Raw genomic sequence first — 25039 nt, 5'->3', positions numbered from 1 at the left:
GGGAAAGAGAAGAAACATGGCCGAGATACGCCTGAATGCTTTTGATATGAACTGCGTGTCCCATCAAGCCAGTGGCTTATGGCGACACCCACGAGACCAGTCAGCCAACTACCGTTCACTCCGTTACTGGACTGATCTGGCCCGCACATTGGAACGCGGATTATTTGATGCCCTGTTTCTGGCAGACGTGCTGGGCGTTTATGATGTGTATGGGCAAAGCCCAGATGCTGCCTTGCGCAACGGTGCACAAATTCCAGTGAATGATCCAGCCATGCTTATTTCCGCCATGGCTGGCGTCACTGAACATCTCGGTTTTGGACTAACGGCAACTCTCTCCTACGAACACCCCTTCCCGTTCGCGCGGCGCATGTCCACGCTGGATCACCTGACCGAGGGACGTATTGGCTGGAATATTGTTACAGGTTATCTCAATAGTGCTGCCAAAAGCACGGGAAAACCGGCCCAGACAAAACATGACCAACGTTATGCCATAGCCGATGATTATCTGGACGTTGTTTATAAGCTGTGGGAGACAAGTTGGGAAAATAATGCTGTCTTACGCGACAAGCAAAGCGGTATTTTTACTGATCCCTCAAAAGTCCACCGTATTCAGCATGATGGCCCTTTTTTCTCGTTAGATGCCATTCATCTGGCCGAACCCTCGCCACAACGCACTCCTGTGCTCTTTCAGGCAGGAGCCTCCCCTCGCGGGCAGCAATTCGCGGCAACACACGCAGAATGTGTGTTTATTGCTGGCCCTTCACAAGAGACTGTCACAAAGACGGTTCGTTCCTTACGTAATGCGGCACAGCAGGCAGGCCGCCCCTCCAATACTCCTTTGGTTTTCTCTCTCCTCACCATAGTAACAGCCCCGACAGAAGAAGAAGCTTTCGCAAAATATCACGATTATCAACGCTATATTAGTGAGGAGGGCGCACTGACTCTTCTGTCCGGCTGGACCGGAGTGGATTTTTCCGTTTACAAACCCACAGATCCTGTTCGTCATATCCGCAATGATGCCATCCATTCCGCCATTGATTCTCTAACGGTTATGAACCCCGGTAAAATCTGGACGGTAGGTGAACTGGCACGGCATGCCGCTATTGGCGGTATGGGAATCACGTTTGTTGGCAGCCCAACCCAGATTGTCGATCAAATGGAACAATGGATTGATGAAACCGGCGTTGATGGTTTCAATCTGGCATATGCCGTCGCTCCCGAAACATTCGAAGATATAGTGGCGCTTATTATCCCAGAACTTCAACGGCGAGGGCGCTATAAACGCGCCTATCAAGCAGGAACCTTGCGGCACAAGCTATTTGGCGCGGGCGATCATCTTCCTGCCCAGCATGCTGGCCGTCAATTCCATGCGGCTTCTCCTTTTGCCTCTGCGCATTGATCTCAGATTTTCCAAAAAGGTTTTTCCATGCCGTCATCTGATCCATTTGTTATCGGTTCTGGCTTGCCAGTCCCTCCTCCGGTCTGGCCCCGAACCATGCCTACCGTGCGCATAGAAAGCGATATACAAGCCATTCAAATTGCGCAGGATTTTGCACATCATCTGAAACAGAACGCTGCAGAACGTGAACGGTCGGCTCGTTTTCCTTTGGATGAATTGAACCGATATTCCGCTTCTGGATTATGGGGCATCACGGTCCCTCGCGCCTATGGGGGAGCAGGTGTATCCTACGCCACCCTCGGCACAGTTGTGCAGACCATTGCCGCCGCAGATGGAGCATTAGCGCAAATAGCCCAGAACCACTGGGCTGCCGTTGCGGTGATCGCTTCCTGTGGCACACCGGAACAGCAAAAAGAACTCTTCAGCCTTATTCTTGACGGAAAACGTTGCGGTAATGCGTTTTCTGAACGAGGAAACAAAAAGCTGACAGACCTCAGCACACATCTTGTGCCGCAAGGGGATCATGTCCTTATAAATGGGAAGAAATATTACTGCACGGGTGCTTTAGCTGCGGATCTGGTGCCGATTGTAGCCGTTGATAAGGACGGCGTGGCGTGGCTGGCCATAGCAGACCGAGACACGGACGGATTAACTGTCTTGAATGACTGGTCGGCCTTTGGCCAACGCCAGACAGGAAGCGGCACGGTTCTTCTTGATAATGTAAAAGTGCCGCTTACCCGCGTCTTACCGGCATGGAAGGCCTATATTCCTGAATCCCCCCGGCCCGACAGTGCAATTTCCCAGTTTATTCAGGCCGCCATTGATGGCGGGATAGCGCAGGGCGCTCTTGAAGAGACTGTTTTCTTTGTAAAAAACCGTACCCGGCCATGGATAGATAGTAACCAGGACAACGCACATGAAGATCCCTACACGCGCCATATTCTAGGGGGATTGTTTGCGCGCCTGAGTGCCTGCCGTGCCCTACTTGATGTAGCAGGAAAGAAGATTGATGCGGCACTTACTCATCCCACCCCAGAGACAGTCGCATCTGCACAAGTTTCCGTAGCTGAAGCAAAAATTTTTACCACCGAACTGGCCATAGATGCCACAAACAGGCTGTTTGAATTAGCTGGAACCGCTTCCACCGATACGCGCTATAACTTTGACCGCTACTGGCGAAACGCTAGAACGCATACGTTGCACGATCCAATACGGTGGAAATATGCCATTGTCGGAAATTATTATCTCAATGGCACAGCCCCTCCCCTGCATGCATGGAGCTAAAAAAGGGGGCTAACTTTTGAAAACAAAAGACTTCAGAACATAAACCGTAAAACGGACATTGTAAAAAACCTATTGTTTTTCATAGACTCCCCATACAAACGCGATGGTCGTGTGAAATTTTGTTGACTATCATATTAATACGATAGATTATAGTTTTATGATCATTAATCGTATTTTTTGGGTTATATAGCGAGACACGCCCCATGGTTCAGTCAACACTCCCCTCCCAATCAGGTACCGCCTCTTCCCGTTTTCAGGCGGTGTTTGACCACATAGCGGCAGGGGCTATCAACCGCGAACAAAACCGTATTCTGGCTTATGATGCCGTAGAGGAACTCCGCCAAAGCGGTTTCACTGCCCTCCGTATTCCCGCAGAACTGGGGGGGCAGAATGTCTCGTTGCAGGAAACATTTCGACTGCTGGTTAAACTCGCAGCAGCAGATTCCAATCTGCCACAAATAATACGCGCTCATTTTGCCTTTGTTGAAGGCGAACGCCAGCATCTGACCGCAGCGGCAACGCGCCCTTCAGCTATAAAATGGCTCGAAACAATCCAGGCCGGTGCGGTATTTGGTGCCGCCATGGCAGAGCTGGGTAACGCAACAGAAACCACAACCACTCTCACCCATAAAGACGGAAAATGGTACCTAAACGGTACCAAATATTATTCCACCGGCTCCATTTATGCTGATTGGATTGCCGTTGTCGCTTTACATGATGATAAACGTTACCGCGTGGCTGTGCCCACAACCGCTGCGGGGGTCACCCGTGTGGATGATTGGGACGGCTTTGGTCAGCGCCTGACAGGCAGTGGAACAACTCTCTTTGAAAATGTTGAACTGTCTGAAGAGCAGATTTACCATATCCTCCCTAAAGATGACTCTCCCATAGATCGGTTTTTTACAGCGTTCTATCAGAATTTTCACCTTGCTACGCTTGCAGGAATCGCTCAAGCGGCCTTGCGTGAAACAATAGAATTTGTGCGCCCCCGCACACGGGTCTTTGGTGTTCCGGGCCAGTCTCTCCCGCGTGAAGATCCCTTGGTGCAGGCTGTTGTTGGTCGCCTCTCCAGTCTGGCATTTGCTGCGGAAACTTTGGTCGATCGGGTGTCCGCCACGCTTGAGCAAGTGTCTCGCCTCCGTGAACAAGGGCTGCCAGACACAGTCTCTCAACAGGCAGAACTGGAAGCCTTCAAAGCCCAACAAGTTATTATTCCTCTGGTTCTGGAGGCAACCACCAGTCTGTTTGAAGTTGGCGGCGCATCTGCGAGCTCCGAAAAAAGACGGCTGGATCGGTTCTGGCGCAACGCACGTGTTCTGGCCTCACATAACCCAGCCATCAAACGGGCCCGCGAACTGGGAGATTGGGAACTAAACGGCACTCCCCTTGATTCCAGTTGGACCACCAAGGCGAAGGCGGATGCGCAAGCCACGCCGCATCTAGCTTCTGTCTGAACATCTTTTCTTACTGGCCACACGACATGCTTTCCGGACACACAGTCTCTCAGTCAGGCAAAACGCTTCTTCTGGGAGCTTTGCTGGTAACTGTGTGTCTGCCTCTGGGAGCATGCCATAAAAACAAACACGCACGGCGTGCTGGCTCCCCGGTTTCGGGGGGCACCCTTATCTATGCAACAGACCGTGAACCTGTTTGCCTGGACCCGCATGTGCAGGGCGACATGCCGCAAGTTTTTGTGGCCCAGCAATATCTTGATTCGCTTGTCTCCATGGACAAGGCGGGCACTATCCATCCTTGGCTTGCGTCCAGTTGGGATATTTCGCCGGATGGATTGTCCTACACATTCCATTTAAGGTCTGATGTTACGTTTACAGATGGCACCCCTTTCACGGCAGAAGCCGTAAAAGCTAATCTTGACCACATGGCTGATCCTGCCACGCAGTCAAGCACGGCGGGTGGCTATATCCGGCAATATCATTCAACCGAAATTGTTGATTCTCATACGGCTATTGTGCACCTCAGCCGCCCTTACGCCGCGTTTCTGGAGGTGCTCGCCCAAGGTTTTCTTGGCATTGAATCTCCCCAAGCTCTTGCCCGCCCGCGTGACCTGAACTGCCAGGCTCCTGTTGGCTCCGGCCCATTCCGCATTGTTAGTTGGGACCGCCAGAACAAGATCGTGTTTGACCGGAACAACGCTTATCACTGGGCTCCGCCTACAGCGCTACATGACGGCCCAGCCTATCTGGAACACGTGGAATGGCGCTTCATCCCGGAGCCTTCTGCGCGCTTTGCCGCTGTGCAGGCCGCTGAAGTTGACGCCATTGATAGTCTGCCACCAGAAGCCGAGACACCCGCCCGCCATAATGCGGACCTGTGGGTTTTAATGGCGGATCGTCCTGGGAACCCCACCAATGGTACATTGAATATCCGACGCGCCCCTTTCAATGATCAGCTTGTAAGAGAAGCGTTTATTCGATCGGCTGACATAGAAGGGGCTTTGAGCAGCGTCTTTTTTCATCATTATCGTCGTGCAGGAGGCCCGCTCACAGCGACAACACCGTTCTATTCACCCGACTTTGAACATGCGGCAGATTACAACCCCGATAAAGCAAATACTTTGCTTGATCAGGCTGGCTGGACCACCAAAGATGCTGACGGCATCCGTAAACGAAACGGACAACGCCTGACGGTTCATATCCCTCTGCGCGCCTCTCTTTCAAATTCTGAGCGGACGTTGTGGGAACAGGTACAGGCCACAGCACGCGAAACCGGATTTGATGTTTTGCTGGAAAATGCGGATGATACATCCGTCAATGCCCGCGAAGGTCAATGGGATTATGATGTGCGGGTTGGATATTGGAACACCAATACCGCAGACGTGCTGCGTATCGTCTTTTCTTCCGAATTTCTTGGAGCTGCCGGAATAGCAGGGCATCATCAGAATGAGTCCGGCTTCAGCAACCCGGAGTTTGACAGGATTGTCAACGCAGCACTCCTGACAACAGATTCCGAACAACGACGTGACCTTTACTATCAGGCTCAGAAAATTGTTTCGGCAGCTTTCCTGCAAATCACAACCTATCCGCAAACCACACGACTGGCCATTTCAAAGCGTGTCCATGACATACGTCTGGAGCCCTCTCTGAACGTAACCACACTCTATGATGCATGGGTGGAACAATGACCATCTTCCAAGAGACAGGCTGGTTTTTCTTGAAAAAAGCCCTCATCCGTATTGGTGGAGCCTGTCTGGTTCTCTTTGCCGCGGCCACGCTCACCTTTATTGCTCTGCATCTGGCCCCCGGAGATCCGGTTACAGCCATTCTGGGTGGCTCCGCCAACCCTACTCCCGAAACGATTCAGGAAATCCGGCAGGAATACGGGCTGGATCAACCCATAATGGTGCAATACGGGCTACATGTTTGGCGTGTTCTGTCAGGTCAGCTTGGCTCGTCATTTTCTCAGCACATGCCGGTTACGGATGTTCTGTGGCAACAGGCCCCGCACACCCTAAAACTCATGCTTGCCTCTCTGATCACCTCATGGGTGTTTGCTGTTCTTTCTGTAACGCTCTCTGCCCGAAAGCCGATATTTGACTCTGCCTTTTCCTCTCTGGAAACCCTCTTTGCAGGACTACCGCAATTCTGGATTGGCATCATGCTGCTCTGGCTATTTGCCTACCAGCTTGGCCTGCTTCCGCCGGCTGGCACACATGGCTTTTCTTCCCTCATTCTCCCTACCCTTTCTCTGGCCATTCCTCTGGGCGGTTTTCTGGCCCAGGTCATGCGTGAGTCTTTCAAAACAACACTTGATCAACCTTTTGTCCTGACAGCCCGTTCTCGCGGAGTATCTGACAACAGTGTGCGGTTTCGTCATGTTTTACGCCACGCTCTGTTACCAGGAGTCAGTTTGTCCACATGGGCTATCGGCGCTTTGGTCGGGAATGTTGTTCCCGTTGAAGTAGTGTTCTCTCGCCAGGGGTTAGGGCGTCAGTTGTTTCTGGCCGTCAGCATGCATGATATGCCGTTGGTCACCGGCATCATCCTGTTCATTGCTCTCGTGTACGTCCTCGCTTCCTTTCTGGCAGATGTTCTGTATGTGATCATTGACCCACGGATACAGGAGGCACGCGTATGAGTGCAACTCATTCTGTGCCGTTGGCCATCACTACCCCTGCGCGCCTTTGGCAACCATTTGGACGCCATATCGGGTTGACGGTAGCCGTTCTCTACATAACTCTTCTGGTTCTTGCTGCCGTTGCGCCTCATCTTCTAACTCATGGCAATCCTTACGGCGTCGCTCCGCGTGAGGCTTTTTCCCCTCCAAGCTGGGTGCATCCCCTCGGCACGGACCAATCTGGACGAGATATCTGGACACGTCTTGTTTTTGGCACGCGTAACTCGCTGGTGATTGGAATAGGGTCCATTCTGTTAGCACTTTCCGTTGCCCTCGCCCTTGCCATACCCGGAGCATTCGGTGGACCTGTTGCGGAACAATCTGTAAAATGGATTTTTGAAATCCTTTTTTCTTTTCCCTCCGTTGTCCTTGCCCTTCTCCTTACTGCCATTTTTTCGTCCGGCACATTCCCTCTTATTATCGCCGTTGGTATTGGGGCTGCGCCGGGATACGGGCGCATGCTGTTCGGGCAGTTTCTGGCCATTCGCAACGCAAGTTTTATTGAAGCCGCCCGTTCAATGGGGCATTCTCCAAGCCGAATTTTAAGATCCCACCTTATTCCAAATGCTTTCCGACCGCTGCTCATTGCCGGTGCCATGGGTGTGGGCCAGACCATTATCTGGGCATCGGCTCTCTCGTTTCTAGGGCTTGGCGCGCCGCCTCCCGCCGCGGAATGGGGAACCATGCTCTCCATGGGCCGCGACTACATTGCAGAAGCCTGGTGGATCACGTTTTTCCCCGGGGTTGCCATTGTGCTGACCATGCTGGCCACCACCACCATTGGGCGGTTCCTGAAAACTCATTTTGAAACAAACGTCTCATGAGCCGTTCCCGTGATGCAGAGGCCTCTGGCCTACTTGTCAAAAACCTTTCTGTGAAATTCCAGACAAGCGGTTTTTCTCATACCGCCGTGCATTCTATTTCCTTTTCCCTGAAACCGGGAGAAGTTGTCGCCCTTGTTGGGGAATCCGGTTCAGGAAAGACCGTTACCGCCCGTTCATTACTAGGGCTTGCCGGATCCAATGCCCAAATCTCTGCCGACCATCTGTCCCTCAACGGAAGGTCTCTTCTGGCCAACACAGAACAGGAATGGCGCAAAATACGCGGAGCAGAAATCGGTTTTGTGCTTCAGGATGCGTTGGTGGCACTAGACCCCCTGCGGCCAGTTGGGGCCGAAATTACGGAGGCTCTGACAGCCCATAACTGGGGCACACGCACCAGCCGCAAAAGCCGTGTGTTGGAGTTATTGGCAAAGGCCGGTATCCCCTCAGCACAGGACCGTGTCCATCTGCGGGCAGATCAGCTTTCGGGCGGACTGCGTCAACGTGCTCTGATTGCCAGCGCTCTGGCAATGAACCCTCCTTTTCTGATTGCCGATGAACCAACAACAGCCCTTGATCCTTCCGTGCAGGTTCAAATTCTGGAACTGCTGAAACAGTTACGTGCCGCTGGTCATGGTATTCTTATCATCAGTCATGATCTGGGCTTTGTCTCACAGCTTGCTGATCGGGTTATTGTCATGAATCAGGGGCATATGGTGGAGGAAGGCCAAACAGCTGACCTGCTCACGCGCCCCTGTCACGCCTACACGCGCATGCTTCTCGCAGCCGAACCTGGCAGAAGGCCACCACGCCCTACCATTCCCCCGTCCGCCACACACGCTCCTCTTCTGGAGGCTCATCATCTATCCTTCTCTGTAAAACAGCAGAATGGTGCTACAAAACAGATTGTGCAGGATGTCAGTCTTTCTCTTTTGCCCGGTCGCACATTAGGCTTGATTGGGGAATCCGGTTCCGGAAAAACATCCACCGCCCGGATGATCATGGGGTTTCAGAACCCTTCTTCCGGTTCTGTCGATTTTCAGGGAGAACCTTGGGTCCGATCGGGAAAAGCCAATATTCCAGAAGCCGCACGCCGTGTCCGAAGGCCAAAACTGGCCATTATCTATCAAGACCCGTTAAGTTCGTTTGACCCTCGATGGACCGTACAGACCATCTTGAATGATGCGCTTTCCGTCATTCATGTTCCAAAGTCCGAAAGGCTATCACGCATTCATGCCCTTCTGGCTCAGGTGAGGTTGCCTGATAGCCTCTTGACCAAAAACCCTCTCTTCCTTTCGGGCGGCCAGAGGCAACGCGTAGCAATAGCCCGCGCATTGGCAGTTGAACCTTCTGTCATTCTCTGCGATGAACCCGTCTCCGCATTGGATGTATCTGTTCAGGCACAGATCCTGGATCTTCTGGACGATCTTCAAAAACGTCTGCATCTTTCTTATCTGTTCATTTCTCATGATCTGAACGTTGTGAGAAATATTTCGGACGATCTAATTGTGATGAAAGAGGGAAAAATTGTTGAAAGCGGCGCGGCTGAACAGATTCTGAAGCATCCTCGCCACCCCTTCACTCAGAAACTGGTTGCGGCAGCACATCTTATGGGTGATGCAAGCACGGCCCGCTCTGCCTAAGAGCAGCCCGTTTGATGGGCTGGTTTGTTTCCGTACCACCAGCAGAAAACCAAACAAAAAAACAGGCTCCCGTATAATCGGGAGCCGTATGCTCTTTAAAGACCCAGTGCCTGACGCCCCGCTTTGTTCCGTAAAAGTTCAGCATGAGGCGCATGAATACGCCCACACAATGCATCCCGATGGCAACGCTCCAGATCATTGCGTGCAGACAGACCAGCATTTCCTGCAATTGCCAGTAATGTCTGTGTCAGTCCTGCTGCACCATCCACTGTCTGCGTCTTGAGCAGCACCGCCTCTTTCTGCACGCGGTCCTTATCTTTCAGTGCAACAGCTTGAGCAAAAGACCGTAAAAGAGTTTGATTGAGATCCAATGCAATCCGCATGCCACCAATCACATCCTGCATGGCTGGAAGTGTAGCAAGAGCAGCCCCTAGATTAGATGGTTTACGTTCTTTAAGAAAATGCTCCGTCCAGCCAACCGCTGTCCTGACAACGCCATCATAAAGCGCGCCGAGCAATCCCTGATTCCATACACCTAGCACTTTTCCAAAAGTGGAGGAATTTCCTGGCGATGCTTTGAAAACAAGGTGATCGTCAGGCACAGGAACATCCTTCATCACAATTTCCTGGCTCGCTGATGCCCGCATGCCAACGTGATCCCAAGTGGACAGCACTGTTATTCCAAGGGCCTCTCTTGGCACCAGAAAAAATGCAATCTCTGGGTCTGAGGCATCTGTTCTGGCCCTGACCAATAACCATGAGAGTGCCGGTATACCCGTTGCGTAAGCTTTGCGCCCCGTAAGCCTCCACCCCTGCTCCGTTTTATGCGCCACGGTGCCGGGCAAACCACCCCGTGACGCTGAGCCCTGATCAGGTTCAGCCAGCAATGCATTGATCAGTTTCCCTTGTACAGCCTGCTTACGCTGAAGGGGCGCAGGGTAAGAGGGCAAGGCACGCAATTCTGCATGCACCATATAATGATTTACCAAAACAAGGGCGGAAACAGGATCTGCCTGTGCGATGGAGCCAATCAGAGCCTGAGCCGTTGCCAGATCACATTCCGCCCCACCATATGCGCGCGGCAACACCACATCAAACGCACCCGTTCGGGCAAGGGTATCCAATGCTTCAAAGGGAAACTCTGCAGTTTTATCTGCATCCCGTGCCCAGCTTTTCAAATCAGAACGTATTTCAGAAACACGCTTCTGAACAGAGACAATCTGCGGGTCCGTATCCTGCCCAGTCATGGAATGCTGTTTTCCTTCATTGTCAGTCTGTTATTTTAACTATTAATTTTAGTTATTTAATAGTTTATCCAAATTCAATACATATTAAAAGCAATCCCCTCACCTTCTCTCGTCTGCCCCTTTCTTTTTAACTTTCTGCCTTGTCCATAGAATGATGAATAATAAGGATGTCCACTTTCATGCTACCTCCATTTACGCACAGATTGCGCCGTAGATCATTCCTTACGGCAGCAATCGCAACTGCGGCTAACGCAACCCTTCTGTCAGCTCACAAATCAGTGGCCCAGAGTGCAGATAAAACCCTCCGGGTTGGTTACCAGAGATACGGCACACTCATCATTCTCAAACAATCGGGACTGCTGGAAAAAGCACTCTCTCCTGCCGGGTGGAGTGTGAAATGGTCTGAGTTTATCGCCGGACCTCAAATGTTACAGGCTCTTTCAGCCGATGCCATTGATCTGGCTGAAACAGGGGATGCTCCCCCTATTTTTGCCCAATCCAACTGGCCTGACAGATTGGTTTATATTGGCCACAGTGGCTCTGCTCCGTTGGGAGAAGGCATACTGGTTCAGGCAGACAGTGGCATTGAAGCCGTAAAAGATCTGAAAGGCAAAAAAGTCGCCTTTAATAGAGGGTCAAACGTCCATTACCTGCTTCTCAACGCCCTGACTCAAAGTGGCTTGACGATGCAGGATGTTCATCCAGTCAATCTGACACCTGCCGCCGCACGAGCAGCGTTTGAGACCAAACATATTGACGCCTGGGCCATCTGGGACCCTTACCTTGCCGCTGGGGAAGCTCTTCCCTCAGCTAAACTTCTCACAAGCGCAGAAAACCTTTCTCCCAACCGCCAGTTTCTACTCTCGCGTCGCGCCTTTATAGACCAAAATGCAGATGTTGCCCGTAAAGTTGTTACCACCTTTTCCGGGCTCGAACCTTGGGTAACCCAGAATCAACAAGACCTGATCCACACACTTGCCGAGAGCACGGGCCTTGCAGAAGGCGTTATCAAGACCGCCCTCTCGCGTCTTTCACTGGATGTAGGTTTTATGGATACGACCACACAGGCCGAACAGCAAAAAGCTGCTGACCTGTTGGCTCAGAATGCCCTTATTCCTGGGACACTCCGCGTAGAGGATATGATTTGGAAAGGTTAATCCTCACGCGGCGGAAAACGCCCTTCAAAAGCTAGTTCTGTTAAAGGCCGGCGGCCGGAGGGCGCTTCTTTCCCCTGCAAGGTTTCCGGCAGAGCAGCTTTTTCACCCTGCTGCCCGATAACGATGGCTGCGTGCAAAGCGTAATCGTCCGGCAATTCCAATCCTGCACGCGCCAAAGCATGATCAAACCCGTTAATGGGATGCGTTGCCCACCCAGCATGAGAAGCCTGCAACTGAACCAGAACAGCCGCCGCCCCAGCATCAAAGGCATGAGTAGGCGCAGGTACGGGCTCTCCGGTGCTACTGGAAAATGTTACGGTATGAGACGCCACAAATACCAGCGCAGACGCATGCTGCGCCCAGGATTGATTGAACGGAATGAGCCATGACAGAAAACGGTCCCAGTCTGGCGTGTCCCGTCGGGCGTACAGAAAGCGCCATGGTTGCCCGTTATAAGCTGAAGGAGCCCACCGTCCTGCCTCCAGAAATGCTTGCAGCGTTTCCTCTGATATAGAAGCCGGCGTAAAAGCGCGCGGAGACCAACGATCAATAATAAAAGAGTTGGCAGACGTTTCTGCCGACCGTTCAGATGCCTTTGTCATAGAGGCTTCATCCTTTTTTCAAAATGGACACTCTTACGCATTCTACACACCTAATGCGTGCAGAAGCTCACTCCGCAACTGCTCAAAGACTGGATGAGCATGCCGCCGCGGGCGCGGAAGGGTAACAGGCAGATCAACCTTAATCCGCCCGTGTTCCAGCACCAGAACACGATCAGCCAGAACCAGGGCCTCATCTACATCGTGTGTTACCAGTAAAGCCGTGCACTGATGTTTTCTCCACAATGAGAGAACAAGATTCTGCATGTGAATGCGGGTCAAAGCATCCAAAGCCGCAAAAGGTTCATCTAACATCAGGAAAGATGGATTTCGTACAAGCGCGCGTGCCAGTGCCACTCTCTGCGCCTCGCCTCCGGAAAGGGTCAGAGGCCACGCCTCCACCCGATGCAATAAACCCACTTCCTTGAGCACCTGAAGCGCGCGTTCTTTTCCTTCCGGCCCCTTTTGCCCCAACACCACATTTTGCCAGACCCGCTTCCATGGTAACAAGCGGCTTTCCTGAAACACAACAGAAACCGCTTTTGGACGCGCCACCTCTCCATATTCTACTGGGTCCAATCCTGATAGCGTCCGCAACAAGGTAGATTTTCCGGAACCACTGCGCCCCAGCAGCGCAACAAACTGTCCGGATGGTATGTCCAGAGATAAGTGATCCAGAACAGCAGGTCCGTCTCCAAACCGTCTGGTTAAACCCGAGACATGAACCGAGCGTGTCGTGTCAACCGCACGCGGCTCGCCATTTTCCGGTTCTGAAAAAAAGGTGTTCATACGCGCTTGCCACCATCCACTTGCCACGCAAGCAACCAACGTTCTCCGGTTCTTACAACCCAATCAGAAATCAGCCCCAGCAAACCATACACAATCAGCCCGACCAAAATGATATCTGTGCGCAAAAAATCTTCCGCATCCATCATCATATGGCCAATGCCACTTTCCGCATTGACCTGTTCCGCCACAACAAGCATTAACCACGCAACACCCAGCGCATAACGCACTCCAAGTAGCAAATCCGGCAAAGCACCCGGCAGAACCACCTCTCGGATTATCTGACTCCGAGAAAGCCCAAGCGTGCGAGACATCTCCAGAAATTTGGGGTCAATACTGCGAATGCCCTTGTGCAAATTCAGATAAATTGGAAACAAAGCCCCCAGAGTAACAAGAAGAATTTTTGGCTCCTCTCCAATACCGAACCACAGGATGAAAAGGGGAGCCAAAGCCAGAGCAGGCAGAGTGCGCAGGATTTGAAGAGGGGCATCAATTATGTCCTCTCCCAAACGGGAAAGACCAGAAATCAGGGCCAGAATAACGCCAATACCCAACGCAAGACCAAATCCTATGCTTGCGCGCTCCAGAGATACCAGAAGATTAGTTGGGAGCGACCCATCCTTGATCAGCCCCCACGCCGTATGAGCAAGCTGCGCTGGAGAGGGCAATATCCGCGCGGACACAAATCCGCCAGCGCTTGCAATCTGCCAGAACAGAACCAGAAGAACGGGAGAAAGAAACCTGCGGCTCTCCTTCCAGACGAAGCTAAGTTGTCGCCCCCTTAATTTCTGGACCGACCGGGACCTAGAACCGCTTTCTGACATCAAACATCCTTCTGTTTCTGCGTCATCCACAGACAGCCCAAAACCCGAACTGGGTCGTTGTTTTTATTTTATGACTTATTTTTTTGTTATTTCAACTGCGCGTAGAAAAAATGTGAAATCCACTTCGTTCTCGTCTTATCTGCCAGTCACCTTGACCCTCCCTCTTTCGGAAAGCCAGTGCAGGTTACATTCGCATCTTCCACACCATAAAATCTAACATTCCTATAAGTTCTTGTTTTTTAATATATTAAATAAAGAAAACAACACACATCTGAACCTCAAACCCGTTTCCACATACTTTTTCGTGTCTAATTTACAACATACATTATATTTTGTTGAATCGCAGTTTACCGATATCACATGCTGATATATTCCACATTTTCGACATATGTAATTATCTTACTCTTACGGATTAAAAATATGGATCACCTCGCCGCACCACTTCCTGCCCTTATGGTTCGTGCTTCCCGTGTGTGTTCCTTTTTTATGACTTCCCCTGTCCGGGTGAGTGCTCTCCTGACAACCACAGCATTGGTGACAACCTCTACCGCAGCTTTCGCCACCCCTATGGAGATGACGCACCAGCCTTCAGCCGCCGCAGCACATCATATCTCGGCCACCCATAAAGGATCTGGTCATGTACACCCCCATACGCATGGTGCCACATCAGACAGTATGGAAGGCATGCATCATGACCACGGCCCCGCTCACAGTCACACTGCCGAGCAGATAACGGTAACGCATCATCATACCCCTGCGGTTATGCAGGCAGAACGCAGATTATCCCGTATTCCCGGCGGTACCAGCGTGATTGATGCATCCGTCATGTTACGTGGCCGGAGCGCGACAAATGCTGACTCCTTCAAATATCAGGCTGGCGTATTCGCTCAGGCACCCTGCGGATCAGATGATCTGCGAATTTCCATCCGTGGCTCTGGTATCCAGACGGGCCTGAACGCCACACGGTCCGGTATTCTTTTCCTGTTTGATGGCCTGCCTTTAACCACGCCAATTGGAACCGTGAACGAACTGCAGGAGCCATTGGGCATAAAATACACTGAAGTGCTACGGGGCGGAAATGGTTTTGACTACGGCTCCCTCATGCTGGGCGGCGCCATCAATTACGTGACCAATACCGGGTATGACACTCAAACCTATCAGGCTCGTGTTGAAGCTGGCAGCTTTGGCTACGTGAAGGAACAGCTCAGTTCCGGCAAGGTTATTGGCAAACATGACTATTATCTTAGCGTGACAAATTCCTATCGTTCAGGTTATCAGGAAAACACAAAATCCACCAATTTTGGCGTTAACTTCAATTATGGCTACAAATTTAATGATCGTGTTGATAACCGCTTTTTCTTCCGGTATCGCCAGACGTCTGAAGGCAACCCCTACTATCTGACACGTGCCCAGGTCGCACAGAACCCCAAACAGGCACAGGAACCCTATCGTTACTGGGGCACAAAAACCATAGAACCCGGCACAAAATATGCTGCGGACCGCCTGAGTATCCGTGTAGATGATAATTCCAAGATTATGCTTGGTTTTGTTTACATGAACGCGCCTATGGATCATGAACTGGGCAACACATCCTCCCTGTACGATATTGACTACGCCTCCGCAGTTCTCAGCTACCAGCGGCATGACAAGCTCTTCGGTCACCAGAGCGATACAGATGCGGGTGTCTATACAACCCATGATCTGCACGCCACCATCGAAAACCGTGTCAGACGCTCGCAAGCCTATCCAAATGTGCCTTTTGGCGCGTTGGTCACCCGTTCACATCTGGGCGGCAGCGACAATATTTTTCATGTTAGCAATAATACGGAACTTTTCCATGATTTCTGGCTGACTGTTGCGGGCGCGCTGGATTACTCCCCCCGCTCTGGCAGCCAGACCTATCCGGAAAAAAGCCGTTTCAGTCAGGATGCCTTGTATTTTTCACCGCGGGCCGGTTTCCGCTATGTCATCAACCCGCATATTCAGGTTTACGGAAATGTCAGCCGCAGTGTGCAGCCTGCTCAGGACTGGCAGTATCTTTCTGGAAGCCTCTATACGTCAGGCATCGCGCAAGGATTAACCAAAGACTGGGCCATGCTGAAACCCCAGACAGCAACCACATTTGAAGTGGGCACAAGCGGAGAATATGCCGGCACGCAGTGGAGCCTATCCTATTATCACTCTGCGGTTCGTAATGAACTACTCTCCGTTATGACCCCCACATCCCAGCTTTATAACAACGCAACGTACGGCAATGCTTCACCTACCACTCATCAAGGGGTGGAATTTGCGCTGCATTCAACCCTCTACCAGTGGAGTGGAAACATCATTTCTCTCCGCCAAGCCTACACTTATCAGGATTTTCGTTTTAATCATGATCCGGTTTGGGGCCATAACCATATACCTGGTATCCCGCAGCATTATTACCAAGGCGAATTGCATCTTGATCTGAAGAACGGATTTTATGCTGCCGTTGATGCAGAAGTCGCATCATCCGTTCTTGCATCTTATAATAACCAGTATCGGGCTGCCCCTTACCATATTTATAATTTTAACATGGGGTATCAGTGGCCTAAAAAGCATCGTCAAGTATATCTGAGCTTCCATAACCTTGCGAACAAGCATTATGCAACCGGCGTCGTTCCCGTTTATGGAAGTGGCAATGCACAACCTTCAGCTCTTCTTGTGGGCGATGGATTTGGTATATTCGCTGGAATATCAGTTGGGTTTGACTAACTTAGAGTCCTACTTTTCTTAAAATTAAAAAACATGTCCTGCTTCCTGGGAGCATCCCGAAGCAGGACATGTTACGGTATCTCTCAGTAAAAAATTACTAATGATGCGTTGCGCTTAACCAAGCATGAATTTGCGATTGTGCAGCCTGCATGGCTTCTTTACGTGCGCTAATTTCACTCAATGCTTTGGCCGTTGCAATTTTTGCACCCGTTGTTTTGCCTGATTCAGGATCATTTTCCAGCTCGTGTGCAATATGTGCACTATCTGAATATACGGCAATCCCGGCCAGAAACCCATCTTGAGACCATGGAGCCAGATGCGTTCTGATATCTGCTTCATGCTGCTTTACAAGCTTCCATACCAGATCGGGATTTTCGCTACTGTCAGCCACTCTTGCTAGCGCCGAAGCAATACGTCCGTTAGGAATGGCACCGCTATAGGCTAACGCTACATTCTGCTCAATCAGTGCAGGGCTTGTGGCTCCCGCAATGGCATTAAACAGGCGCAACTTCACTTCCGTGGCCTGTGTGCTACGAACTTTTCCTGCCATGATGTCATACGTTTTCTGATCTGGGTGTTTCATGGCAATCCCCGCTACCACGCCCACAATATCCGGGCGCAGAGAAGCCGGATTATCCAGCCATTGTGCGAAGCGGGTTTTAGCATCTGCCATTATCGCCGGGTCTTCAAACTTGCCCAAGGCGGAAATAACAGAAGGCCGCAGCATGGTATCCAGCACATTTTCATCTGGCTTCTGATCCCACCCAAGACGAGCAAAAACAGGTGTCAGACTTTTACGTGCGTAGACCCGAAACGCGTCACGATCTTCCGACCCTTTCAGGTAGTCATCCAGAACGTCAAATTTTCCAATAATTTCCTGAATGACTGCAATATTACTCTCATTCGCTTCCAGAATATGATCCGCAAGCGTGAGGTAAGAGGACAATTGTGCCTGCCCTGAACGGAAAAGTGCAAACTGGTCTCCCAGCAGGTTTGCCTTATCAACCGCAGCAAATGTGCTGATAATCTTTAGCAAAGCCTCAAATGCTGAGGGCTCGTAACGGACACGGTAGTATCCGCTTTCCCCCAAATTCATTTTCACTGGCACATTGCATCCTGCCACAGAGAATGTCTGTGGGGCTTTACCCAGAACCAGCTTGTGGACCGGCAAACCGGGAGCCCCCGCCACAACAGGAATGTTCCATACCTGATCTTTTGGCGTGGGATCATGGATGGTAAAGCGGGATTGGCTTAGAGTGTAAACGATTTTTCCGCTCTGGCAGGCCGTGGCAACATTCACCAGCGGAATACCCGGCTGTTCAGTAAAACTACGCGCAACCTTACCGACATCCTGTCCAGATGCGCCAGACAACGCGTTCCACAAATCCTGGCTTGTTGCGCTACCATAGGCATGAGCTTTCATATACGCCCGCATACCCTGGCGAAAACGATCTTCTCCCAACCAGCCTTCCAACATACGGATAACCAGTTCACCTTTCCCGTAGCTGATCCCGTCAAACGCGGAATTTGCTTCGCTTACGTTGTGAATGGTTTGCTGAATCGGGTGGGTACTGGAAAGCGCATCCGTACCCATGGTTTCTTCTCGCGTTTCGTGCTGACGGGGCCAGATCTCCCATTGCGGGTTCATCTTGTCTGTCGCCTTGATTTCCATCCAGGAGGCGAACCCTTCGTTCAACCAGATATTGTCCCACCAGCCCATGGTTACCAGATCACCAGACCATTGATGCGCCATTTCATGAGCGACCACTTCATAAATCAGTTCACGCGTACGAGGGGTACTGTTTTTTGGGTCAAACAGGAGCACGTTATCAATGTAGGTCAGAAGCCCCCAGTTCTCCATGGCTCCAGCTTGATAATTGCCCGGAATGGCCACCATATCCATTTTGGGAAGCGGATATTTCACACCAAAATAGCTATTATAATACGGCAGTATCTTTTCTGCGGCATGAAGTGCGAATTCCCCCTGCCCTTCCAAACCTGAGGGGGCGTAAACAGCCAGCGGTGTTCCATCAGCTTGCCCTCGGACCGCCTTCATGTCTCCCGCAACCAACGCCAGAAGGTAAGTGGACATACGGGGTGTGGTTGCAAACGAAACCTGTTTTTGCCCCTGCCCTTCGGTCTTGGTGGCTGTAATCGGCATGTTGCTCACCGCCACATAATCCGCTGGCAAAGCCACATTCAACTGAAAGGTCGCCTTAAAGGCCGGCTCATCCCACCCCGGAAACATGCGCCGTGCATCTGCCACTTCAAACTGGGTGACAAGCATGCGTTTTGCTTCACCGTTGGGAGAAGTGTAGTCATCCACATAGATACCATTCGGGGTTTTCAGGATGGGCCCAGAATACCTGATGGCAAGCGTATGTACGCCCCTGGCAACATTTTGGGGAAACCGCAACGTCACGGTCTCGGCTGTGTCATTCTGGCTGATATCCGCTTTGATACTGTTATCCAGAACAGCGTCAGACAGCTTTAGCCCTGCCTGATTCATAGTCATTTCCGCTGTGGCGGAAAGCACGTTGACCTTGATTGTCTCTTGGCCGGTTAGGGAGAGACGGTCCATGTCTGTTGCAACATGAATAACGTAGGACAATGGAGCAACAGTCTTAGGCAGTTCTCCTGCCGTCTGCTGAAATGAAAATGTCTGCTCGGCATGAGCAGGAATAACGAGCGGCAAACCTGCAAGCAACGTTGTAAAAGATAGAAACCTACGCATAAAAACGTCTCTCTCCAGAAAGCAGGCACGACGAGGCTCTTCATGCCCCTGATTTTCAGTGCATGTATCGTGGCATAATCCCGAGGTCTCTAGAAGTGGACTTGCACTGATAATGCGCCCACTTCGGACAGAAGCACTTACGCGTGCGTCGTTTCTGCTGCTCCGGAGCCAAACAGGCGCGTCAGTGTCTTCCGTCCGGCCTCTTCCAACCACCCCAAAGCCATCATATCCTTCATAATCCAGTCCAGATCAGATAGCTGGAGGCTTCCCCCGGTAAAGGTAATAACATCATTAGCTCCTCCTCCGGGGAGAATCGCACGAGTTGCCCCTACGGGGAGGGTCAGCCCCCCCTCTGATACGGGAAGAGCAAGTATCCTCGCAATATTTTCTGCTTGTTCTGGTTGCTGGCAGAAAGAAAGAGCGTCCTCAACAGCACGGGACACACGGTGCACCACGTCTTCGGCTAGAGAGAATTTTCCGGATGTGACAAGGATTTTTTCAATATGATTTGGTAGAACAGTGGCTGAGCCACCTACCTGAAAGGCAAGCCCCAACAGTTCCGCCTCTGTTCCCCAAGGCGGCCCCACACAACACCCATCAATCGTTTTTTCAGAAAGAGCATGGATCATGTCTGTGGGCGGCATGACGCACAAATCAGTCTCTTTTTCCATCTCGACTTCAATACTCTCTAGAAATCGTCGCAGAATGAGAAGATGCGTTGAATACATGTGTACAACAGCCAAACGGGGCTTGCGCCCAAGGGCGGCGCGCCAGACATCAAAAGCCTGCCGCCCTGCCAATCCAGCCTGCCATACCGCACGAGCCGGAGCACTCCCCCGTAGCATAATGGTGTTACCACCCCGACTAACCCGGCCCAGAGGACGAAGCATTGTGTCAGGGCCGCGTCGCCCCAGCGCCGTCATCATAGCCAAAGGCGCGAACATGACGGCCGCATCCAGACGATTCCATGCCAGGCCATCGGCAATGTTCGCCCAGGATGGAGAAACAACAATCTCGGCTTCCAGACCATACTGTGCAAAAAGCCCCTGCTGCCGCGCCATGATGACCGGCGCACTATCGGCCAGTTTCAACACTCCGATGCGGACCGCTACAGTCATGATGCATTATCCTTCCTCTGCAATGCCAGATAGTCTGCAGCCACAACGGCAATACGGCTTGAAGTCTGCATGGCGCGCCGCTGGAGCCAGCGGTAAGCCTGAGGCTCGCTGGCTTTCTCATTCTTCATGAAGCACCTTTTCGCCTGTTCGATAATGCTGCGTTCCGCCAGAATACGCTGAGCCTCAGTCAGTTCATTTCGCGTGCGATGGAAACGGGTATAAAGCGCAATGGCTGCCCGCAGCAGAGGCTTCACATCCCGTGGGGGCGCATCTACCACGTTGTAGGAACAGATGCCCGTATCAAAAGCTGTTTCCATCAACTCCACGTCGTCTTCGTCCACAAACAGGGCAACCGGTCGCTCCAGCGCTGATCCTGATAACGCCCGAATACTGTCCAGTGCATCACGATCTGCTCGCTCCATATCTACGAGCACAACATCAGGTCCGTGGAGCCGCACAGCCTCAATCAGCGCCGTACCGGGGGGAACAGTCAGCACTTCAAGAGAGGCATCCGCCCTGAGTGTTTCCAGAAGAGCATAGCCGCGTTTAGGGTTCTCATCCGCGACGAGAACCTTAAGCGACGGACGTGACAAAGCGCCTTCAGTCATCAATAAACATCACGCAGATAGCGCCCTTCACGCGTCAGGCCTGCAACAAATGCCTCCGCTGCCTCCATGGACAGATTGCCGTGACGCACAACAATTCTGCGAAGTGCAGCATCCACATCTCGCGCCATCCGTGTAGCATCTCCGCAGACGTACACAGATGCCCCCTCACGCAGCCACTGCCAAATGTCCGCTCCTACCTGTTCCATCCGGTCCTGCACATAGATCCGCTCCGCCTGATCCCGAGAGAATGCCGTATCCAGACGTGTTAGAAAACCTTCGTGCAGGAAGGTTTCCAATTCATCGCGATAATAGAAACTCTCTTCCGCATGGCGCTCGCCAAAGAAAAGCCAGTTTTTCCCTTGAGCTTTCCGGGCGGCACGATCCTGCAAAAAACCTCTGAATGGCGCAATTCCAGTGCCAGGGCCAATCAGGATGATGGAAGCAGCATCATCCTGTGGAAGCCTAAAATGTGTGGTTGGCTGCACAAAAACCGGAACGTTCATGCCCTCTTCCAGTCCGGCAAGCCAGTTAGAGCATACGCCAGGCCAAGGTGCGGAGTTAATCCCCACGGTCAATTCTACCACACGCCCGGACACAAAGGGGGAGGACGCAATGGAATAAAGACGAGGCTGCATGCGCCGGAACAGCGCCGGAACATCCTGCGTCGCCACCCGCAGAGAAGCTCCCTTAAGAAGATCAGGAAGAAAACCCGGTGCAGGGCCTCCAAGAGCAGCCAGCATGGCCGGATGAGGACGGGACAGATCAAGATGACGCAGAAGCGCCTCTTTCAATCCCACCGTACCATGGCCCCGCAGAACAATGGGAGTTTCCTCGGGCAGATTAAGCGCTCGGAGGGCCATCTCCACACGAGATAGGGGATTACAGGGCCAGACCCCCAGTGCATCTCCCGGTGCCCACATCAGTTCCGTCTCACTCAGGTCCAGACCAATGCGGCGCGTGTCTCTTTCACACCCAGATGCACAGAGACGTTGATTGATCTGTAACCGTGCCATTACGGGCATGTCGCGTGTGCCAGCCACCGGTTCTGCAACACGTTCCGCAACAGCCGTCACCGCCCCGCTTTCCCGTTGGCCGAGAGATGTCAGAACCGCGCCACGCCAAGTTTCGACTACATCTTCAAAATCTGGCTCACAGTCCATTCGGTCGAGAAACGGCATTGCGCCCAACTCCCGCAAGCGGCTATCCAACATCCGCCCAAAACCGCAAAAATTCGCATAAGAAGAGTCGCCTAATGCCAACACGGTAAATCTGAGGTCGGCTAAGGATACTTCCCGTTCCCTCAGCATGGTCCAGAACGATCCCGCGCAATCTGGAGGATCACCGTCCCCAAATGTAGAGACAACAAAGAGCGCTGTGCCGGAAACGGATATGTCTGGATCAAATTCGCTTAAACATCTGGCCGTAGCCGTGTGACCTGCCTCTTGCAACCAGGCCGCCACCGTACCCGCAAGTTCTTCCGCTCTACCGGTCTGCGAGGCCCACCATACAGTTATACCGGATATTGGCAGAGAAACATCTTGCTCCCGACTGCGACTATAAAGACCGGCAAGAAGGCCATCAATCCGGGAACGTACGTCTGCTGGCACAGGAGCCGAAGGCGGCAACACGGGTAACTCTCCAGTGTGAGGGGGAGAAATTTTCAGCCCCTCAAGAAACCCGGAAAGCCATAAATGCGCTTCGGCTGGCAAAGAGGCAGCGATTGGCAACGCAGGGCTCTTCAACCCAAGGTGACTGACAAGAGCGTGCACCCCCATGGCATGGCCTCCTTCACTACCCAGTTCCTTACTGCCACTCTCTCTGCTCGGCTGCTTGTCCACACGTTCGAGCGTTACTGCGCAGAGCTTGAAACCCGGCTGCAACGAGATGGGATCAACGATGTCTGACGTAATGGTATTGACCGTCTGGCCCTCTCCAAACCGATCATTCCAGTGAAACGGAGCAAAACATGTGCCGGGACTGACACGGGAAGACACTTCTACCGGCAGCACAATTTTGCCCCGTCTTGAGGTAATCCGCGCACTGTCACCCTGTACAAAACCGAGCGGTCCCGCATCTTCCGGGGCAATCTCTACAAACGGGCCGGGATTAAGCCGATTCAGACTTTCCACCCGCCCTGTCTTGGTCAGTGTATGCCATTGATGTTGCAAACGCCCACTATTCAGCACGAAGGGAAACTCTTCGTTCGGCCATTCATCAGGACGCAGCCACGGGCGCGGATGAAAAATGCCTCTGCCATCCGGTGTTGGGAAAACAGGCCCGTGTCCATCGGGTTGAAGATAGCGGATAGGGTGACGGGCCTGCCTATCACCAGATGGAGCAGGCCACTGTACCGGCCCCTCGCGGAGCCGCGCATGGCTTACGCCTGCAATGTCATAACCGGTTTTTGGGTTGGTGAAACGGCTCGCTTCGGCAAACACCTCGGCGGAGGAGGAGTAGGAAAAATCCTTCTTAAAGCCCATGGCTTGCGCGACACGTGCAATAATCTCCCAATCCGCCATTGCCTCACCCGGAGGCAGAACAGCCTGGCGTGCAAGTGTGATGGTACGGTCGGAATTGACCTGCACACCATCAGCCTCGGCCCACAATGCGGCAGGGAGCACAATGTCAGCAAAGCGTGCGGTTTCGCTGTCAGCAAATGCATCCTGCACAATCACGCATTCCGCGGCCTCAAGCGCCCGGACAACATGTCCACGGTTGGCCACGGTCGCAACAGGATTGGTACAGATAACCCAGCATGCCTTGATCTCTCCACGCTCCATTGCGTTGAACATGCCTATGGCACCATTCCCTCCGGCCTCCCGGAGGGTGCCGGGCGGTAGAGACCACTGCTCCTCGGTAAACGCACGGTCAGCGGCAACAAGCGCACTGCGCTGCCCCGGCAAACCGGGCCCCATATAGCCCATCTCCCGTCCCCCCATCGCATTGGGTTGACCCGTCAGAGAGAACGGACCGCTGCCAGGGCGGCAGATCGCCCCGGTGGCGAGGTGAAGATTGCACAAGGCGTTGGTGTTCCACGTCCCGGCAACACTCTGGTTCAGCCCCATGGTCCACAGGCTTAGCCACTCACCGGCCTCAGCTATCCAGCGCGCGGCAGTCAGAATATCGTCCACCGGCAGGCCGGTAATGTCGGCCACCCTTTCCGGCGTGTATTCTTCCACAAAAGGCACCATCGCATCCCATCCACTGGTGAAACGCGCAATGAAGTCCCGATCAATAGCCTCATTTTTTACTAAAAGATGAAGCACCCCATTCAACAGCGCCAGATCCGTGCCGGGACGAATAGGAAGATACAAATCCGCTTTTTCCGCTGTGGCTGTCCGGCGGGGATCGACAACAATCAGCTTCGCCCCCGCCCGCTTACGGTCCAGCAGACGCAGAAACAGGATAGGATGACAGTCCGCCATGTTTGCACCGATCACAAAAAACAGATCGGTACAGTCGAAATCTTCATAACTACCTGGAGGAGCGTCCGCGCCAAGAGAGAGTTTGTAGCCTGTCCCTGCAGCAGCCATGCAAAGGCGGGAATTGGATTCAATATACTGGCTGCGGACAAACCCCTTCGCCAGTTTGTTAATGAGATACTGCGCTTCCAGCGACATCTGTCCGGAAACGTAAAAGGCAATGGCGTCTGGCCCGTGTTCTTCCAAAGTGGAGCGCAGCCTCGCTGCCGTGACCTCAATGGCTTCCTGCATGGGAAGCGAAACCGCCTTCCCCCCTCGCTCAGAACGGAGAATAGCCTGTTTCAGGCGCTGATCGGAAAGAAGAGGCTTGTCGCAGCTACTCCCTTTAGTGCAAAGACGACCACCATTTGCAGGATGCGCGGCATCCCCGCGCACCTTGGCAATGCGGCCGTTTTCAACCTCCATAATGATCCCGCACCCCACGCCACAATAGGGGCATACGGTGCGAATTTCCTCCTTCCCCATAG

At 52.4% G+C, this 25039-nt stretch carries 17 protein-coding genes; 9 read left to right on the top strand and 8 right to left on the bottom strand.

Annotation, left to right across the window (positions count from 1 at the left end):
* The first annotated feature begins 16 nt into the window (after window positions 1-16).
* The 7 genes from QWU00_RS14860 to QWU00_RS14830 all read left to right on the top strand — a co-directional run bounded on the left by QWU00_RS14860 (window position 17) and on the right by QWU00_RS14830 (window position 9281).
* On the top strand, window positions 17-1399 hold the full coding sequence (locus tag QWU00_RS14860) for an LLM class flavin-dependent oxidoreductase (protein WP_052051537.1): 1383 nt from the start codon (window positions 17-19) through the stop codon (window positions 1397-1399).
* Window positions 1400-1426: 27 nt separating this feature from the next.
* Entirely contained in the window at window positions 1427-2683 is a 1257-nt protein-coding gene (locus tag QWU00_RS14855; protein WP_035382208.1) for an SfnB family sulfur acquisition oxidoreductase, read from the top strand.
* Window positions 2684-2886: 203 nt separating this feature from the next.
* A complete protein-coding gene (locus QWU00_RS14850) occupies window positions 2887-4137 on the top strand; it encodes an acyl-CoA dehydrogenase family protein (RefSeq protein ID WP_052051538.1) in 1251 nt (416 codons plus the stop codon).
* A gap of 26 nt (window positions 4138-4163) precedes the next feature.
* Window positions 4164-5825 carry an ABC transporter substrate-binding protein gene (locus QWU00_RS14845; RefSeq protein ID WP_052051539.1) on the top strand — a complete coding sequence of 554 codons (1662 nt, stop codon included), beginning with the start codon at window positions 4164-4166 and terminating at the stop codon, window positions 5823-5825.
* A 29-nt stretch (window positions 5826-5854) separates the two neighbouring features.
* Window positions 5855-6778 (top strand): ABC transporter permease, encoded by a 924-nt coding sequence (locus QWU00_RS14840; protein WP_231551898.1) that lies wholly within the window; start codon window positions 5855-5857, stop codon window positions 6776-6778.
* Complete coding sequence (locus QWU00_RS14835) at window positions 6775-7641, top strand: ABC transporter permease (protein ID WP_035382210.1); 867 nt, start codon at window positions 6775-6777, stop codon at window positions 7639-7641. The genes QWU00_RS14840 and QWU00_RS14835 overlap by 4 nt, the downstream gene beginning before the upstream one ends.
* Entirely contained in the window at window positions 7638-9281 is a 1644-nt protein-coding gene (locus QWU00_RS14830) for a dipeptide ABC transporter ATP-binding protein (protein WP_035382211.1), read from the top strand. Before QWU00_RS14835 ends, QWU00_RS14830 begins: the two co-directional genes overlap by 4 nt.
* A gap of 95 nt (window positions 9282-9376) precedes the next feature.
* On the opposite strand, the gene QWU00_RS14825 is transcribed toward QWU00_RS14830, so the two are convergent.
* The gene (locus QWU00_RS14825; RefSeq protein WP_052051540.1) at window positions 9377-10528 is read right to left on the bottom strand and encodes an acyl-CoA dehydrogenase family protein; all 1152 of its coding nucleotides are present in this window, start codon (window positions 10526-10528) and stop codon (window positions 9377-9379) included.
* 179 nt (window positions 10529-10707) lie between these two features.
* On the opposite strand from QWU00_RS14825, the gene QWU00_RS14820 reads away from it, so the two are divergent.
* Window positions 10708-11685 carry an aliphatic sulfonate ABC transporter substrate-binding protein gene (locus QWU00_RS14820; protein ID WP_052051541.1) on the top strand — a complete coding sequence of 326 codons (978 nt, stop codon included), beginning with the start codon at window positions 10708-10710 and terminating at the stop codon, window positions 11683-11685.
* Here QWU00_RS14820 and QWU00_RS14815 read toward each other — a convergent pair.
* The 3 genes from QWU00_RS14815 to QWU00_RS14805 are packed head-to-tail and all read right to left on the bottom strand — an operon-like array spanning window position 11682 to window position 13894.
* Entirely contained in the window at window positions 11682-12287 is a 606-nt protein-coding gene (locus tag QWU00_RS14815; protein ID WP_035382213.1) for a nitroreductase family protein, read from the bottom strand. The two genes, QWU00_RS14820 and QWU00_RS14815, sit on opposite strands and share 4 nt — an antisense overlap.
* A 42-nt stretch (window positions 12288-12329) precedes the next feature.
* Window positions 12330-13073: an ABC transporter ATP-binding protein gene (locus tag QWU00_RS14810; protein ID WP_035382214.1), complete on the bottom strand. Its 744-nt coding sequence runs from the start codon at window positions 13071-13073 to the stop codon at window positions 12330-12332.
* Entirely contained in the window at window positions 13070-13894 is an 825-nt protein-coding gene (locus QWU00_RS14805) for an ABC transporter permease (protein WP_035382215.1), read from the bottom strand. Before QWU00_RS14805 ends, QWU00_RS14810 begins: the two co-directional genes overlap by 4 nt.
* Before the next feature lie 486 nt (window positions 13895-14380).
* Here QWU00_RS14805 and QWU00_RS14800 point away from each other — a divergent pair, with 486 nt between their 5' ends.
* Window positions 14381-16630 (top strand): TonB-dependent receptor family protein, encoded by a 2250-nt coding sequence (locus QWU00_RS14800; RefSeq protein WP_035382256.1) that lies wholly within the window; start codon window positions 14381-14383, stop codon window positions 16628-16630.
* 97 nt (window positions 16631-16727) lie between these two features.
* Here QWU00_RS14800 and QWU00_RS14795 read toward each other — a convergent pair whose 3' ends face one another.
* From QWU00_RS14795 to QWU00_RS14780, 4 genes are all read right to left on the bottom strand, one after another.
* Window positions 16728-19364, bottom strand: a complete 2637-nt coding sequence (locus QWU00_RS14795; protein ID WP_035382216.1) for a M1 family metallopeptidase — start codon at window positions 19362-19364, stop codon at window positions 16728-16730.
* Between the two features lie 137 nt (window positions 19365-19501).
* Window positions 19502-20482, bottom strand: a complete 981-nt coding sequence (locus QWU00_RS14790) for an ABC transporter substrate-binding protein (protein ID WP_035382217.1) — start codon at window positions 20480-20482, stop codon at window positions 19502-19504.
* Window positions 20479-21090 (bottom strand): ANTAR domain-containing response regulator, encoded by a 612-nt coding sequence (locus QWU00_RS14785; RefSeq protein ID WP_035382218.1) that lies wholly within the window; start codon window positions 21088-21090, stop codon window positions 20479-20481. The genes QWU00_RS14790 and QWU00_RS14785 overlap by 4 nt, the downstream gene beginning before the upstream one ends.
* Window positions 21090-25037: a bifunctional nitrate reductase/sulfite reductase flavoprotein subunit alpha gene (locus QWU00_RS14780; RefSeq protein WP_035382219.1), complete on the bottom strand. Its 3948-nt coding sequence runs from the start codon at window positions 25035-25037 to the stop codon at window positions 21090-21092. The genes QWU00_RS14785 and QWU00_RS14780 overlap by 1 nt, the downstream gene beginning before the upstream one ends.
* Window positions 25038-25039 lie beyond the last annotated feature (2 nt).

Source organism: Acetobacter tropicalis, assembly GCF_030644465.1.
GTDB classification, from domain to species: Bacteria; Pseudomonadota; Alphaproteobacteria; order Acetobacterales; family Acetobacteraceae; genus Acetobacter; species Acetobacter tropicalis.
The sequence above is the reverse complement of the archived record's forward strand: the minus strand, read 5'-3'. Positions and strand labels throughout refer to the sequence as shown.